The sequence below is a fragment of the Polaribacter litorisediminis genome, from assembly GCF_019968605.1.
Taxonomy (GTDB): Bacteria; Bacteroidota; Bacteroidia; order Flavobacteriales; family Flavobacteriaceae; genus Polaribacter; species Polaribacter litorisediminis.
The window spans coordinates 1,764,244-1,779,101 of the sequence record NZ_CP082966.1; the positions used below are offsets into that span (position 1 = coordinate 1,764,244).

The 14,858-nt window shown below is 33.3% G+C and carries 12 protein-coding genes; 1 reads left to right on the plus strand and 11 read right to left on the minus strand.

Going from position 1 to position 14,858, the window contains the following annotated elements; genetic code table 11:
- Nucleotides 1-45 precede the first annotated feature (45 nt).
- From K8354_RS07595 to K8354_RS07645, 11 genes are all read right to left on the minus strand, one after another.
- Nucleotides 46-228, minus strand: a complete 183-nt coding sequence (locus K8354_RS07595) for a CAL67264 family membrane protein (RefSeq protein ID WP_147119565.1) — start codon at nucleotides 226-228, stop codon at nucleotides 46-48.
- A 118-nt stretch (nucleotides 229-346) separates the two neighbouring features.
- Complete coding sequence (lpxD, locus tag K8354_RS07600; RefSeq protein ID WP_223446931.1) at nucleotides 347-1,339, minus strand: UDP-3-O-(3-hydroxymyristoyl)glucosamine N-acyltransferase; 993 nt, start codon at nucleotides 1,337-1,339, stop codon at nucleotides 347-349.
- Between the two features lie 88 nt (nucleotides 1,340-1,427).
- Nucleotides 1,428-3,452, minus strand: coding sequence for an NADPH-dependent 2,4-dienoyl-CoA reductase (locus tag K8354_RS07605; protein WP_223446933.1), 2,025 nt, complete (start codon nucleotides 3,450-3,452; stop codon nucleotides 1,428-1,430).
- A gap of 405 nt (nucleotides 3,453-3,857) precedes the next feature.
- Nucleotides 3,858-4,565: a pirin family protein gene (locus tag K8354_RS07610; RefSeq protein ID WP_223446935.1), complete on the minus strand. Its 708-nt coding sequence runs from the start codon at nucleotides 4,563-4,565 to the stop codon at nucleotides 3,858-3,860.
- A gap of 129 nt (nucleotides 4,566-4,694) precedes the next feature.
- Nucleotides 4,695-5,564: a pirin family protein gene (locus tag K8354_RS07615; protein WP_223446937.1), complete on the minus strand. Its 870-nt coding sequence runs from the start codon at nucleotides 5,562-5,564 to the stop codon at nucleotides 4,695-4,697.
- 125 nt (nucleotides 5,565-5,689) lie between these two features.
- A complete protein-coding gene (locus K8354_RS07620; RefSeq protein WP_223446939.1) occupies nucleotides 5,690-6,127 on the minus strand; it encodes a MarR family winged helix-turn-helix transcriptional regulator in 438 nt (145 codons plus the stop codon).
- A 214-nt stretch (nucleotides 6,128-6,341) separates the two neighbouring features.
- Nucleotides 6,342-6,590 carry a glutaredoxin family protein gene (locus K8354_RS07625; protein ID WP_223446941.1) on the minus strand — a complete coding sequence of 83 codons (249 nt, stop codon included), beginning with the start codon at nucleotides 6,588-6,590 and terminating at the stop codon, nucleotides 6,342-6,344.
- A 2-nt stretch (nucleotides 6,591-6,592) separates the two neighbouring features.
- Nucleotides 6,593-7,129, minus strand: a complete 537-nt coding sequence (locus tag K8354_RS07630; RefSeq protein ID WP_223446943.1) for an NADPH-dependent FMN reductase — start codon at nucleotides 7,127-7,129, stop codon at nucleotides 6,593-6,595.
- A gap of 5 nt (nucleotides 7,130-7,134) precedes the next feature.
- On the minus strand, nucleotides 7,135-7,524 hold the full coding sequence (locus K8354_RS07635) for an OsmC family protein (RefSeq protein ID WP_223446945.1): 390 nt from the start codon (nucleotides 7,522-7,524) through the stop codon (nucleotides 7,135-7,137).
- Between the two features lie 74 nt (nucleotides 7,525-7,598).
- Entirely contained in the window at nucleotides 7,599-9,290 is a 1,692-nt protein-coding gene (locus K8354_RS07640; RefSeq protein ID WP_223446947.1) for a hypothetical protein, read from the minus strand.
- A 66-nt stretch (nucleotides 9,291-9,356) separates the two neighbouring features.
- Nucleotides 9,357-9,950, minus strand: coding sequence for an NUDIX domain-containing protein (locus K8354_RS07645; protein WP_223446949.1), 594 nt, complete (start codon nucleotides 9,948-9,950; stop codon nucleotides 9,357-9,359).
- A gap of 301 nt (nucleotides 9,951-10,251) precedes the next feature.
- Here K8354_RS07645 and K8354_RS07650 point away from each other — a divergent pair, with 301 nt between their 5' ends.
- Complete coding sequence (locus tag K8354_RS07650) at nucleotides 10,252-14,847, plus strand: T9SS type B sorting domain-containing protein (protein ID WP_223446951.1); 4,596 nt, start codon at nucleotides 10,252-10,254, stop codon at nucleotides 14,845-14,847.
- The last annotated feature ends 11 nt before the right edge of the window (nucleotides 14,848-14,858 follow it).

Genomic DNA, 14,858 nt, shown 5'->3' on the forward strand with positions numbered 1-14,858 from the left:
ATAAAATTTAAATTAAAAATTGCTACCGAAAACTGTAGACTTATTTTATACTCTTCCTTTTAAGGCATTAAAAACCCACGCGATACAGAAAAAGCCAATTCCTACGGTTGCAAAACCCCAACCAGCAACATCTTTGTATCTATAGGCACCCAATAAGATTAATACTACCCCCATAATAAGCATTAAAAGAGTTGCCCAACCAAGGACTGTATTTTTATTCATTCCCATATTTCCTAATTCATTAGTTTATTGGCAAATATCGTAATTTATATGATATCGTCAAATTATAGATTTGATTAAAAATATTTAAACTTAAAAGGAAGTTAAAGAATTAATAACCAGTAATTTAATTTCTTGCAAGCGTACGCAAAGCTACCCATTGCTTCATCTTTTCTCTAGAATCGCAAGCAGGATACCCTACGACTGATTTGCCAGCTGCAACATCACTTATTACCCCAGAGCCTGCACCTACTTTAGCCCCGGCATGTAGGGTAACATGATCTTTTATCGAAGCACTTCCTCCAATAATAACACCATCTCCCAAAGTTACAGAACCAGCCAAACCACTATTTCCTGCCATGATACAGTATTTTCCTAAAACCGAATTATGCCCAATTTGCACTAAATTATCAATTTTGCACCCATCACCTAGAATCGTAGAACTAAATTTTCCTCGATCGATACATGAATTAGCACCTACCTCTACATCATTCCCGATAACAACATTGCCAATATGTTTTATTTTTACTAAACCTCTACCGTCATTGGTTGGTCTATATCCAAAACCATCAGCACCAATACTAACATTCGTATGAAAAATACATCGACTTCCTATTTTACTTCGCTCCCGAATAACGGTTCCAGACCAAATAACGGTTTCATTTCCAATGACAGTATCATCAAAAATAGATACATTCGGATAGATAATTACATTTTCTGCGATGATAACATTTTTACCAATAAAGACATTCGCCCCAATTTTACATCCGTTTCCTAAAATAGCAGTTTTGTCTATGACCGCTGTAGGATGGATATCTGTTTCAAAACAAGGGGATTCTGGCTCAAAAGCATCTAATAAAATTGCCATGGCTAAATCAGGATTTTTAACTTTTATAAATGCTTTTCCTTCTTCTGGAATGATCTTTATTCCGTCATAAACAATGGCTACACTAGCATTTGAGTTTTCCCATAAAGCGGCATATTTAGAGTTTCCTATAACGGTAATATGTCCTTTTTTTGCATTTTTAATGTGCTCTGGCGCAACTATTTGGTCTTTACAATTACCAATAAGTTCACCGTTAACCAGCGAGGTAATTTCTTCAACAGGGAATGATTTCATACGTAAATTTAAAAAGTTTGGTTAAAAATACTATTTTTAACGGTTAGTTCTTAAATATTATAAATAAAATTCAAAAACTAAGAAGGTTTTATAATTCTGCAGCCAATCTAGCCCCTTGATCAATTGCCCGTTTTGCATCTAATTCTGACGCAAAATCTGCACCTCCAATAACATGCACACTTTTACCTGCATCGAATAACGGTTGATACAGTTCTTTAAGCGGAGTTTGACCCGCACAAATAACAACATTGTCTACCGCTAATATTTTAGCTTCCTCATTTTGAGTATAATGCAATCCTTGATCGTCTATTTTTGTATACGAAACCTCACCAATAAACTGCACTTTTTTCTTCTTTAAAGTAGCTCTATGAATCCAGCCGGTAGTTTTACCTAGATTGCCACCAAACTTACCTTTGCTTCTTTTAAACATAAAGATTTCTCTTGGTGATGGATGAAATTCAGGTTGAACACCTTCTGTTCCACTTCTTGCTTTTAGCGTTTTATCGATACCCCATTCTTTTAACCAAACATCAATATTTTCTGCTGATGATTCCCCTTCGTGTGATAAATATTCTGAAACATCGAAGCCAATACCTCCTGCGCCAATCACAGCAACTCTTTTACCAACAGGTTTTTTATCTTTTAAAACATCAATATAACTCAATACTTTTGGATGCTTACTGCCTTCAATTTTTAATTCTCTTGGTTTGATTCCTGTGGCAATAATGATTGTATCAAAATCTGATTTTAACAAATCACCCGCAGAAACTCGAGTATTTAAATTTACGGTAACCTTGTGCAATTCAATTTGTTTTTTGAAATAACGAAGGGTCTCGTAAAATTCTTCTTTACCCGGAATTTGTTTTGCCATATTAAATTGACCTCCAATTTCTTTATCAGCATCAAATAGCGTAACTATATGCCCTCTTTGAGCCGCAATTGTAGACGCTGCTAAACCTGCAGGTCCTGCGCCAATTACGGCAATTTTTTTCTTATTTTTTGTTGGATAATAATTCAATTCTGTCTCATGACACGCTCTAGGATTTACCAAACAACTTGCCACTTTACGCTGAAAAACATGATCTAAACACGCTTGGTTGCAACCAATACAGGTATTTATTTCATCACTTTTATCTGCTTTCGCTTTGTTTACCCACTCTGGATCTGCCAAAAACGGACGTGCCATAGAGATCATATCTGCATCTCCTTCCGATAATATTTTCTCAGCAGTTTCTGGCATATTAATTCGATTGGAAGTAATTAACGGAACTGACAATTCTTCTTTCATTTTTTTTGTAACCCAAGTAAATGCTGCTCTTGGAACTGATGTTGCAATCGTAGGAATTCTAGCTTCATGCCAACCAATTCCCGTATTGATAATCGTTGCCCCTGCTTTTTCTATTGCTTTACCTAATTGAACCACTTCTTCCCAAGAACTTCCATTCTCTACCAAATCTAACATCGATAATCGATAAATAATGATAAAATTGGTTCCTACAGCTGCTCTCGTTTGTTTTACCAATTCGATAGGTAAACGCATTCTATTCTCGTAAGTTCCGCCATATTTATCAGTTCTTTTATTGGTTCGTTTTGCAATAAATTGATTGATTAAATACCCTTCTGACCCCATAATTTCAACACCATCATACCCAGCTATTTTTGATAATTTAGCACTTTTCACAAAATCACGGATTGTTCTATTGATGCCTGATTGCGTTAATTTAAATGGTTTAAAAGGAGTTATTGGCGATTTAATCTTTGATGGCGCTACATTAAAAGGATGGTATCCATAGCGACCTGAATGTAAAATTTGCATACAGATTTTACCATCTTCTTTGTGAACAGCCTCTGTTATTTTTTGATGCTCCTTGGCGTGTTTTTTAGAAGACATTCTCGCCGAAAAAGGTCCTGTCCAACCTTGTATGTTGGGTGAAATACCGCCAGTAACAATTAAACCAACTCCGCCTTTTGCCCTTTCTGCATAATATTTGGCTATTTTATCAATTCCGTTTTTTTCTTCTTCTAACCCTGTGTGCATAGAACCCATTAAAATTCTGTTTTTTAATACAGTAAATCCTAAATCTAATGGCTCAAAAATGTGCTTATATTTCATTCGTTTTGTCTTAAATTTATTATGCATGCATAACAGTTTGCAATATATACTTATTTTTCGAAAAGAAAAAGCCAAAGAAATCGATTCTTTGGCTGATTATATTTTTAAAATTAGTGTGTCCGATTAAAATTAACTAAAGTGGTTTAAAGTATTGATAGTATTGATTTTCAAGAGCTTTTAAAGTAGGACACCTTGCTTTTAAAACTGCTTTAGAATTTATGATGTATCGAAAAATTTAAAATCATAATAATATTGTTTTTCAGTTAGTTACAGCCAAGTCTTTGTTCTTGATTCTAACAGCGAAAGCGGTCTTTTTATCTTTTATCGGACAACAATGTTTTAAAATAGTAAGTATAATTTTGAATGCTAACTAGAACTTAAAACAAGCATCTTGCTAAAAAAGGATTAATTCATGGGAACATCAATCACTAACAATTTACTTTTTATCGTTGCTTTAACAGGAACGCTCTCGACGGCAGAAATTCCAACGGCATCTCTTTTTTCTAAAGTTTCATCAGCAATGGTAACATTACCTTCTATTAAGAAAAAATAGGCGCCATTTTTTAGGTGATATTGAGTTTCAAAACCTTCTTCTAAATCAATCATAGAAATATAACCTTGCTGATTGATGGGTAAAGAACCTGCGACAAAATTATTTTTTGGAGAAACCAAAACTTGAAAATTATTTTTACGTGCTGCTTCATCAAACTTTTTTTGATTGTAATACGGCGTTACATTTTCTACTTCTGGAAAAATCCAAAGTTGTAAAAAATTAGAGGCTGTGGTTTTACTATCGTTAAATTCTGAATGTGTTACGCCCGTTCCTGCGCTCATTACCTGGACCTCTCCTACCTCAATAGACCGTTGGTTATCCATACTGTCTTTATGAGAAAGTGCACCAGAAATAGGAATTGATATGATTTCCATGTTTTTATGTGGGTGTTTCCCGAAACCCATTTTAGGTTGTACAAGGTCATCATTTAAAACACGTAACATGCCAAAATTCATTCTGTTGGGATTTTGATAACTTGCAAAACTAAATGTATGGAACGATTTTAACCATCCATGATTTGCGTATCCTCTTGATGCTGCTTTGTGTATAACTTTTTTCATTGTATGTTTCGTTTTTATTGTTTAATTAGAGTTTTGCTTTAGGGATTGAGGCATTTGTTGAAGCTCATTTTCTTTTTCAGAAAATAGCGACTGCCGAAAGCCCGACCCTTTTCGGGGAAAGCCCAAATATTAATATAAGTACCCCATTTTGCCCTGTTGATAATCTCTCATGGCTTCTAAAATTTCGGTCTGCGTATTCATCACATAAGGACCATATTGGGTTATTTTCTCTTGAATAGGTGCTCCTGACAAAATTAAAACGGTACTTGCCTTTGTAGCTTCAAATTTAATTGTGTTTCCGTCTTGATGAAACGTAATCATTTGATTTTTTCCTTTCTGAAGAACTTCTGCATTATTGACTAAAATTTCACCTTCTAAAAGATAGATTAACGATTGATGATTTTCTGGAATATCAATTTCCATACTTCCGTTGGCATCTACATTTGCTGTAAAAACATTGACGTCTGTTTGGGTTTTTATCAATCCTTTTTGGTCTAATTGATTTCCTGCAATCACATTTAACAGTACTTTTTTATCGTCTGAAAAAATCTTCGGAATTTGCTCATCCTCTAAATGTTGATAATTTGGAGTCATCATTTTATCTTTCGCTGGCAAATTTAACCACAATTGAATGCCCTCTAAATCGCCGCCTTTTTTAACAAATGCTTTTGTTGGTCCTTCGGCGTGCACAATTCCACGTCCAGCAGTCGTCCATTGAACTCCGCCCGCTTTTACCACCATGTCATTTCCTAAAGAATCTCTATGCAACTGTTCGCCTTTAAACAATAAAGTTATTGGCTCAAAACCTCTGTGTGGATGTGGTCCTAAATCAAAAGGATTCGAAAATTCGCTAATGGCGTAAGGCCCATAATGATGTAATAATAAAAAGGGATCTACATTTTCTATTCCCTCTGTAGGAAGTGGTTGACGCAATTTTATGGGCCCCATATTTACTAACGGACTTGCTACTTTGTGCTGTACTGTTTTATATTTTTTCATGGTTTGTAGTTTATCACTATGCTCTCGATACCATTCAGATGAAAAATCGGAATCAATCGAACTAATATTTTATTCCTATTCTTCTATTAAAATACTTTCCAAGGAAACTAATTTAGTAAATTTTTTTATCTTATTTTATCTAACAAATCACTTAAAATAAGTGCTTCCTCTGCCGTTATGTTTTCTAAAAAAGATTTGTTTTTATTTTGGTCTATGACCGATAATAAATCTAATCCTACATCATTAATTTTAACATAAACGACTCTTCTATCTTGTTCGCAACGTTCTCTTTCAATGAGGTTTTTATCACATAACTTATCCATTAAGCGCGTTGCATTTGGCGCTCTTTCTATCATTCTATCTTTTACAATTTGTACTTTAATCTTATCTTTTGCCCCGCGTAATATTCTTAAAATATTATATTGCTGCGGCGAAATTCCGTAGGGCTTAAAAAATTCATTTTCTTTACTATTTAACCAATTGGAAGTATATTTTATATTGATTAATGCTTTTACTTTATGGTTTTCAAATTTTGATGCTATGTCTTTAGAAATGTCTCCCATTTTTGCGTATTCTGTGTTTAATTGGCTATATTCGATGTTAGCGCAGTCGAAAATTAAAAAAGATATTCTTTTACAAGTAGAATTACTTAAAATTTTTCGTTAATTGTTTCTTTATTCTTTGCTATCCTTGTTGTTGTTTGTAAAAAAGTAACCAAATAGGCATATCAAAAAATAGGTTTCGTATAATTTCCATGCTTTTAAAATCTAAAACATTTTAAGCTCTTAATTTTAAATCTTGCATTATTTTATTAAATTCTTCTGTAGTTGGTGTTAAAAAGATTTTATCATCCACAAATAAAGTAGGATATTTAACTGCTCCATTATACAAATCTTTACTATGTTCCCTTGCTGCGGTATCTTGCGAAACATCTTTATAGATATAAGGAACGTCTGTTGAATTTAAGAAGTTTTTAAAAGCTACCGTGTAAGCATGCCCTTTTCTTCCATATAAAATTATGTTCATTTTTACTGATTTATAGCCTGTTCAAATTTTTCCACTTGTGCTTCCAATACACTAAATACATCTTTATTTATAATTTGACCATCTTTAAAATTATCATAAAAACTTGATAATGAGAAATCTGCTACAATATTTCCTCCCATAAATGGAAATCCGCTTTTTGCAATAGCCAAAACGGTTGCTCCTCCTCTGCCTCCTGGAGATGTTGCCATCAATAACATCGGAATATTCTTCCATACCTTCTGCTCAATTCTAGAGCACCAATCATACACATTCTTAAAAGCTACCGAAAAATTACCGTTGTGTTCGGCCAAGGATAAAATAATGCCGTCTGCGCTATGAACCGCCTTTAAAAACTCAATTGCCTTTTTAGGAATTCCGTTTTTTGTTTCTTCATCAATCCCATACATCGGTAACTCAAAATCATTTAAATCTAAAATTTCTAGTTCAACATTTTTAACCAAACTAGCTGTATATGTTGCTAACTCCTTATTGATTGATTTTTTACTATTACTACCGGCAAATACAATTACTTTTTTCATGATTTTTATATAATTTTTGATTCTATTAAGGTTTCTCCTTTTACCATTTTTGCAACAGGACATTTACCTGCAATGATTAATAATTTTTTTCTTTGTTCTTCGGATACTTCTTTTTCAAAGGATATTTCTTCTGATAAATAGGATTTATTATTTTCTTTAATTTGAAAAACGTTCACCGTAATTTTACCAACATCCCAACCTTTTCTTTCGGCATACATTCTTAAAGTAATAGCAACACAACCGCCAATTGCAGTTAATAAATATTCTACCGGAGTTGGTCCAGTATCACCTCCTCCAGATGGAACAGGTTCATCTATCACAGCAAAGTGATTTCTCATTTTAGCTTCTGCCAAATAGTTTTTTTCAAATAAAGTAACGTTCGATGCTGTTTTCATGGTTTGATTTTAAATCCATGGCAAACTTACAATAAATATTTTTATTTTCCAAGGGAAATAAACCCGATACATATTTATTCGTTTTTTCGGATAGAATCTATTTGCTTTTGCAGTCTTTGTATGTCTTTCATTTTTTTTTGCTGTGCAGATAAAAGCTGAATAGAATCTAATATTTCTCTATTTTTCTCTAAAATGGTCTTCTCTTTTTCAAAATAAATATTAATATGTTCACTAGCCCTCCATGCTTCATGCAATTGGTTGTAGATTTCTTCGTTCCAAGTGCTTGGTTTTTTTGCATTAATCCATATAACATCTCTGTATTCACTATCTACCAGCGCCAAATCTGGTGTTGCGGAGCCATCAAACTGCGTCGGATTAGTATTGCTAATTGTAGAGATTGTTCCTAAAAAAAACATCCGTTTTCTACCCGCAATGTTTTTAATATACGGTCTAAATTCTACCGGACTATTTAGGCTCCAATCGTATTCTTTCTTCGATTCCTTTACTTTTAAAGGCATGGCGGAAATACCTGCATATCCTTGTTTTTTGGAGGCATGATCATAATAATAAATTTTATCTGTACCATCTGCAGGAATAAAAACACTGTAACTTAAAGTGGTTCTTTGTTTGCCAATTGGCTCTAAACCAAACCAATGATACAAGCCTGAATAGGCTCCGGTTTTAGTATCTTCAAAATTAAAATCTGTTACATAAGGTTGGTTATTTTGATCATTTGGCATGGATGGAATTTTTACAGCACTATTCATATTCCATGGTAAAGGATCCGAAAAGCCTCCTAAAAACTTTAAACTTTCTGCTTGTAACCGTGATACTTTTTCTGACAAAATATTTTGTCTGGTTAAATATGGGTGGTTTTTCATTTCTTGGGGAGAAATAAAAGTTCCTTTCCCAATCGTAATTCGCTCTAAATAATCGCTAAAATCATGCGCTCCTTGATTAATAACCATTACACCTCCAAAACTTGGGTATGGAAAAAAGAAACCTTTCCACTGTATTAAGCTGACTACTTGCACCCAAATACCTTGATCATTTTTCATGTAATAAGTGTCACTTGGTTCGTAGTTAAACAACATCCAAGGGTTTAAACGCTGTACAACAGCATTGTAAGTATTTCTACTAAATCTTAGAGATTCGCCAATCGAAAATGTAACTGAAATTCTATTTTCACTAGCAAAACGAGGAAAAGGAGTCGTACTAGAAACCGAAAAAAGCTCTTCAGTATTCTCTTTTATTCCTTGCCAAATATATTTTTCTGTTGGCTGAATTGCCATAGTCCATTGGTTTGAGTCATCTACTCTTACCAAATGAGGCAAAGAAATATCTTTGGTTTCGCCCACCGACTCATTTGCCATTGAAAATATATTTCTTAGAGGTTGAATTCTTTCATTTTGAGTTAAAGGCAATTCTACAATTTCATAGCGATTTAAATTATTGAATACATTGTATGTTTTCATGTAATTGTACAGATCATAATGAAAAACACTAAAATAAAGTGCTCCATAAAAAAATACGCTAAGCAATAGCGACCCTATTTTTCTTGCAATACCCGCAGACTTTATAAAACTTCGAAGACCTAAAAAAAGAATTGTAAAACAGAGTACAATGATAAAAATATATTTTCTAAAAAATAATAAGGCAGGCTGATAGTTATCTCGTAAAAAGAATAATAACCCCACTATAATGAAACTAAAAAAGAGAACTCTCTTTTTTTGCTTTGCTCCTTTTTTCCAATAATTTTTAATCATATCTATTTATTTTTTTGACCTCAACTCACGAATTATATCCTTTCTCCTTTTTGAAATTAAAATACATCATTCCTTGAATACTCCATGAATTTGTAAATATTGCAACAACATTATTGTTCTTACATCAATTATATGTGCTGTTTCAATCATTTTTAAAGCATCTTCAAAGCGTATTTCTAACACTTCTATTTCTTCATTTTCTGATGCCAAGCCTCCCCCATTGTCAATTTTACTGTCCTCATTATAGGAGGCTATAAATAAATGAGTTTGTTCCTTCATTAATCCAGGGGATAAAAAAACGGTACTCACTTTTTTTAATTCAGAAATTGTATATCCTATTTCCTCTTTTGTTTCTCTTATTACTGTTGCTTCTGGTGATTCATTTTGATCAATCGCACCTCCACAGACTTCAACTGAAAATCCGTTGTTTACACCTGCAACATATATCGGTATTCTAAACTGCTTCGATAAAAGCACTTTTTTCGTTTCTTGATTATAAAGTAAAACAGCAACACCATCGCCTTTTCCATAAACCTCATGGGTTAACCGTTTTATTTTTCCATTTTTAAAACTAAAATCGAAACTTACTTGTTCTAATTTAGCCCAAAAATTTGAAATTACTTTATAAGATACATTACTAATTTTCTCTTTATTTTTCATTTTTCAAACTTTTTCTTGTTTCTTAATTCTATGCCTCTCTTTTTTATCTCAAAGATAGTATTTGAAATATAAATATATTATCAGGTTTTATAAATCATACATCAAAAATAATATTTTTGATGTTGAAAATCAGTAATTTTAGAGCCGTAATTCCGCCGTTTTCAAATATTTAGAAATCTTAATTTTTCTGCATAAAATAGGTACTTTACTCGCTCTTAATCCATTTTATATTGGTTGTTAAAAAAATATACTATTCATACTTTTTAAATATATTTGACAAAACTTATTCAAATACTCCTAAATGAAAAAATTATTACCCGTTTTAATTCTTTTTTTTACATTATATTCATACTCTCAAAAGGAAGCTAATTTTTGGTATTTTGGTAATAATGCGGCTTTAGATTTCACTTCTGGAGAACCAGAACTTGTATCGGGTAGTCAATTAAACACTACAGAAGGCTGCTCTTCTTTTTCTGACTCTCAGGGCAATTTACTATTTTATATAGGTGCTCCTACAACAGAAACTAGAAATTTAACAATTTGGAATAAAAATAACCAAGCGATGCCTAAAGGCACTGGTTTACAAGGTGATGCTTCAAGTTCTCAGTCTGCGTTAACAGTACCAGCCCCAGGAAATCCAAATATTTATTACATTTTTACGGTCGGTGCTCAATCTAGTGGTAATGCTGGTTTTTGGTACTACACTTTGGACATGGCCGAAGAAGGAGGTTTAGGAGATATTGTAGATGGTCCAATTGTTTTAGGAGATGGCCTAAATCATCCACGTTGGTCAGAAAAAGTTACGGCTGTAAAAGGAGAACAATGCAATACTTTTTGGGTAATTTCTGCACTTGAAAATAGGTTTTATGCTTATAAAGTTGATCAGTCTGGGGTTGATATCACCAATCCAATAATTAGTACTATTAATGGCTTTAATGCATCAAACGACCCTAGAGGGTATTTAAAGGTATCACCTGATGGTACAAAATTAGTATCTGCTAATATGTCGAGTGGTACTTTTTTATTCGATTTTAATAATGAAACGGGAGAAGTTACCAATTTTAATAATTCAACCTTAGCAAATAGCCTTATTTTTGATGGCAATGCTTATGGAGCAGAGTTCTCTCCTTCTAGCAATAGATTATATATTTCTACGGGAGGTTTTCAGCAAAACACTGAAGAAAACTTGTATCAATTTGATCTGTCACAACCCACCATGACGGCTATTAATAGTTCTAGATTTTTAGTTTTTAACTATAGAAATACAAGAAGTGCTTTACAATTAGGCCCTAATGGTAAAATATACTGGTCTTCTGATGGAGGGACAGGTTCCTTCGGAAATATCGGAAACAATACCACTAATAGTATTAGCGTCATTAATAGACCTGAAGAATTAGGAGCCGCTTGCGATTATTCGCATCAATCTGTGCTCGTGGGTAAAGGAAATGTAAACCCTACGCAGGGTCTGCCTCCTTTTATTTCCTCATTGCTTTTACCTATCGAAATTATAGACTCTGAAACAGGTAATGTTATCAATAACGAAGACTTACAGTTTTGTGTAGGGGATGATAAAACAATTATTCCTGAAACCGTAACAGGTACTAATATAACTTACGAATGGACTTTTGATAACGGCGCAGCAACAAACGTCATAAGTACAGACCCTGAGTTAGTTTTATCCAATTTACAAAAAATTAATTCAGGTACATATGCACTTAAAATTGAGTTAACCGATGCATGTGGAAATGTGACCCAATTTAATGGAGATTTCAATATCGAAATTTTCGAAGCTGCAGTTGCCAACAAGCCATCAGATATTTTTTTCTGTGACACGGACAGAGATGGTTTTAATACATTTGATTTACAAGCAGCGAAAACAGATGAAATTTTAAACGGTTTAGATCCTGCTATATTTGAGGTTTTATATTATCTAAACCCGGCAGACGCAGACTCTGGTGCTAACCCATTACCTAATCCATACACAAATCCAACTGCTTTTAGCTCACAAACTATTTATGCAAGAGTGCAAAACAAAAATGCTCCCAATGCTTGTTTTGAAATTACCGAATTTATTTTAGCGGTAACCGACCTACCCATTCCTACCCAACCTGAACCTTACAGAATTTGTGATAATTTAGAAAGTGGAAGCGATACAGATGGCATTGTAAATACCTTTATTTTAAGTGATAAAGACAATGAAATTTATGGTTCTTTAGACACAACACAGTACAATATTAGTTACCACACAACCCAAAATGGTGCGGAAACTAATGATGCATTAACCATCATTAATAAGAATGAAAATTACACGGTAACAAACACTAAAACCTTATATGTTAGAATAGAAAACAAAGACAATACAGACTGTTATGATGCTGGTGTTACTTTAGAGTTAGTTGTAGATGCTTTGCCTATTCTGAAAGCAAATCCTGAAATTGATCAATGTATCAGCGAAGACAACACAAACCCTACCGTTAATTTAACAGTAGCTGAAATTAATATTTCTAATAACTATGAAAATGAAAATTTCGAGTATTATGCAGATGCAAATGGCTTCAATCTAATTGCTAATCCGACTTCATACCCTGTTCAAGTAAATACACCTTCACCTCAATCTGTATTTGTAAAAGTTATTTCTGAATTTGGGTGCTCTAAAGGTTTAATTGAGTTAAAACTTAATGTTGGTACAACTGTAAATAACGCTTTTAATGATCTTCAACTTCCTGAATGTGATGATTTTTTAGATGTAAACGGGAATAATACTACCGCTAATGATGACACAGACTTTACTACCAATTTTCGCTTAAATAAAGAACAAATAGAAATCGACATCAAAGAAAATATACCAGATTCAGAAAATACAACCATTTTTTTCTATGAAAACGAACAAGACAGAACAAACTCTTTAAATGAAATTGATATCTCAAATTATAGAAACAACATTGATAAAATTGATGTTACAACGATTCCCGAGGGAATTCAGTTCCCAATCTATTATAAAATTCTAAGTAATATCAATAACAATTGTCAAGGTTTAGGTGAATTTAATGTACAAATTAATGCCGTTCCAAGGGTTAATTCCACTCCAATTTTTCCTATAATAGCATGTGATACGGGTGATGGTGACGGAAATTACTTAAATGGAAGCAATACAAATATTGATTTAACTCAAAAGATTGATGAACTCTTTCTTGGCACCAATCAAAATAAAGAAAATTTTGAAGTCACTTTTTACAAATCCGTAAATGCGGCTCTTGCTGGAGATATAACGAATCCAGATTTTATAAGCAATCCAAATGAATTTACAAACGATATTCCTGCTGGATTTTCCGAAGGAGACATTGCAACACAGACCATTTTTGTGCGTCTTCAAAGTACAATAACAGGTTGCGCGAATGCACACGCAAGTTTTGAGGTAATCATTAATCCTTTGCCAATTATTGATGATGAAATTCCGGTTTTAGCAGTTTGTGATACTGGCTCAAATGATGGTAATGCTAGAAATGGATTCGCTCAAAACATAGATGTTTCTATCAGAGATTTAGATATTTTAGGGAGCAGAAATCCTAATGATTTTACAATTACGTACCACAAAAATCAATTAGATTTAGAAGACTTAACTTCTCCCGGAATTGACAAAACTAACTATGATTCAGACCCTGACAGAATAATATTTAATCCAATAACGAGCATAAGTGAGGAAAATTTATTTGTCAGAATTATAAACAATGCTACCGGATGTCTTTTTTATCAGGCTACTTTAACCATTATTGTAAATCCTGAACCTTCTTTCGAAATCATTACTGACCTTCAGGAATGTGACAACAATAATGACGGTGACGATGCCAACGGAATTGTGCAAAACATTGATTTAAATAGTAAAATTCCTGAAATATTAGGAAACACGCAAAACCCTGATAATTTTACTGTAACTTTTCATGCTTCGCAAGCGGAGGCTACGAATGGAAATAACCCCATAGCATCGCCTTATGAAAACACAAACCTTACAGAAACGATCTATGTGCGCATTGAAAATAAAAATACTTTATGCTTCAATGATGAAGCCACTTTTAATGTAATTGTAAATCCGTTGCCAGATTTTACAATCACCACTCCTCAAATTATTTGTTTAAAGGATACACCTTTAAACCTTGTTGTAGAAAGTCCAAGAGATGTGTATACATACATTTGGAAAGACGAAAAAGGGAACTCTTTAAACACAACTTCTGTTGACAATATTGATATTACAACGGGAGGAATCTACCAAGTAACAGCAACTACAACAAACGGAACTTTCTGTAAGAGAACTGAGTTTATTACTGTAAATGAATCGGACCCAGCAATTTTAGACAGCAGTTTTGTAACCATTATTGATGAAGGAAATAATTTAAGCAATGATGGTAATTTATCAATTTCTATGGATACCATAACTAATAATTTAGGCTTAGGAGATTACCAATTCGCTATCCTAAATACCGACAATGACCAAAGAATTCCTTTTATAGGTTTTCAAGATGAACCTCTTTTTGAGAACTTAGAAGGTGGTATTTATCAAATTATTGTCAATGATAAAAATGGCTGCACGCCAGATACTACTTTGTTGGTTTCTGTAATTCAGTTTCCAAAATTCTTTACTCCAAACGGCGATGGCCAAAATGATTTTTGGGTGATAAAAGGTGCTAACAAAACGTTTTACCCCAATGCAAGCATCAACATATTTAATAGGTTCGGAAAATTAGTAGCACAAATTCCGATTGACAGTCAGGGATGGAATGGACTGTATCAAGGTAAGCTACTTCCTTCAGATGATTATTGGTTTAACGCGACACTCGTTCCAGCCGATCTTACAAAACAACCCATCAATAAAAAAGGTAATTTCTCATTGTTAAGAAAATAAAAAAAGCAAAA

What these genes read in the sequence shown, in the direction of transcription:
- K8354_RS07595 (WP_147119565.1), bottom strand. Translation starts at nt 228, where the DNA reads ATGGGAATGAATAAAAATACAGTCCTTGGTTGGGCAACTCTTTTAATG.
- lpxD (WP_223446931.1), bottom strand. Translation starts at nt 1,339, where the DNA reads ATGAAATCATTCCCTGTTGAAGAAATTACCTCGCTGGTTAACGGTGAA.
- K8354_RS07605 (WP_223446933.1), bottom strand. Translation starts at nt 3,452, where the DNA reads ATGAAATATAAGCACATTTTTGAGCCATTAGATTTAGGATTTACTGTA.
- K8354_RS07610 (WP_223446935.1), bottom strand. Translation starts at nt 4,565, where the DNA reads ATGAAAAAAGTTATACACAAAGCAGCATCAAGAGGATACGCAAATCAT.
- K8354_RS07615 (WP_223446937.1), bottom strand. Translation starts at nt 5,564, where the DNA reads ATGAAAAAATATAAAACAGTACAGCACAAAGTAGCAAGTCCGTTAGTA.
- K8354_RS07620 (WP_223446939.1), bottom strand. Translation starts at nt 6,127, where the DNA reads ATGGGAGACATTTCTAAAGACATAGCATCAAAATTTGAAAACCATAAA.
- K8354_RS07625 (WP_223446941.1), bottom strand. Translation starts at nt 6,590, where the DNA reads ATGAACATAATTTTATATGGAAGAAAAGGGCATGCTTACACGGTAGCT.
- K8354_RS07630 (WP_223446943.1), bottom strand. Translation starts at nt 7,129, where the DNA reads ATGAAAAAAGTAATTGTATTTGCCGGTAGTAATAGTAAAAAATCAATC.
- K8354_RS07635 (WP_223446945.1), bottom strand. Translation starts at nt 7,524, where the DNA reads ATGAAAACAGCATCGAACGTTACTTTATTTGAAAAAAACTATTTGGCA.
- K8354_RS07640 (WP_223446947.1), bottom strand. Translation starts at nt 9,290, where the DNA reads ATGATTAAAAATTATTGGAAAAAAGGAGCAAAGCAAAAAAAGAGAGTT.
- K8354_RS07645 (WP_223446949.1), bottom strand. Translation starts at nt 9,950, where the DNA reads ATGAAAAATAAAGAGAAAATTAGTAATGTATCTTATAAAGTAATTTCA.
- K8354_RS07650 (WP_223446951.1), top strand. Translation starts at nt 10,252, where the DNA reads ATGAAAAAATTATTACCCGTTTTAATTCTTTTTTTTACATTATATTCA.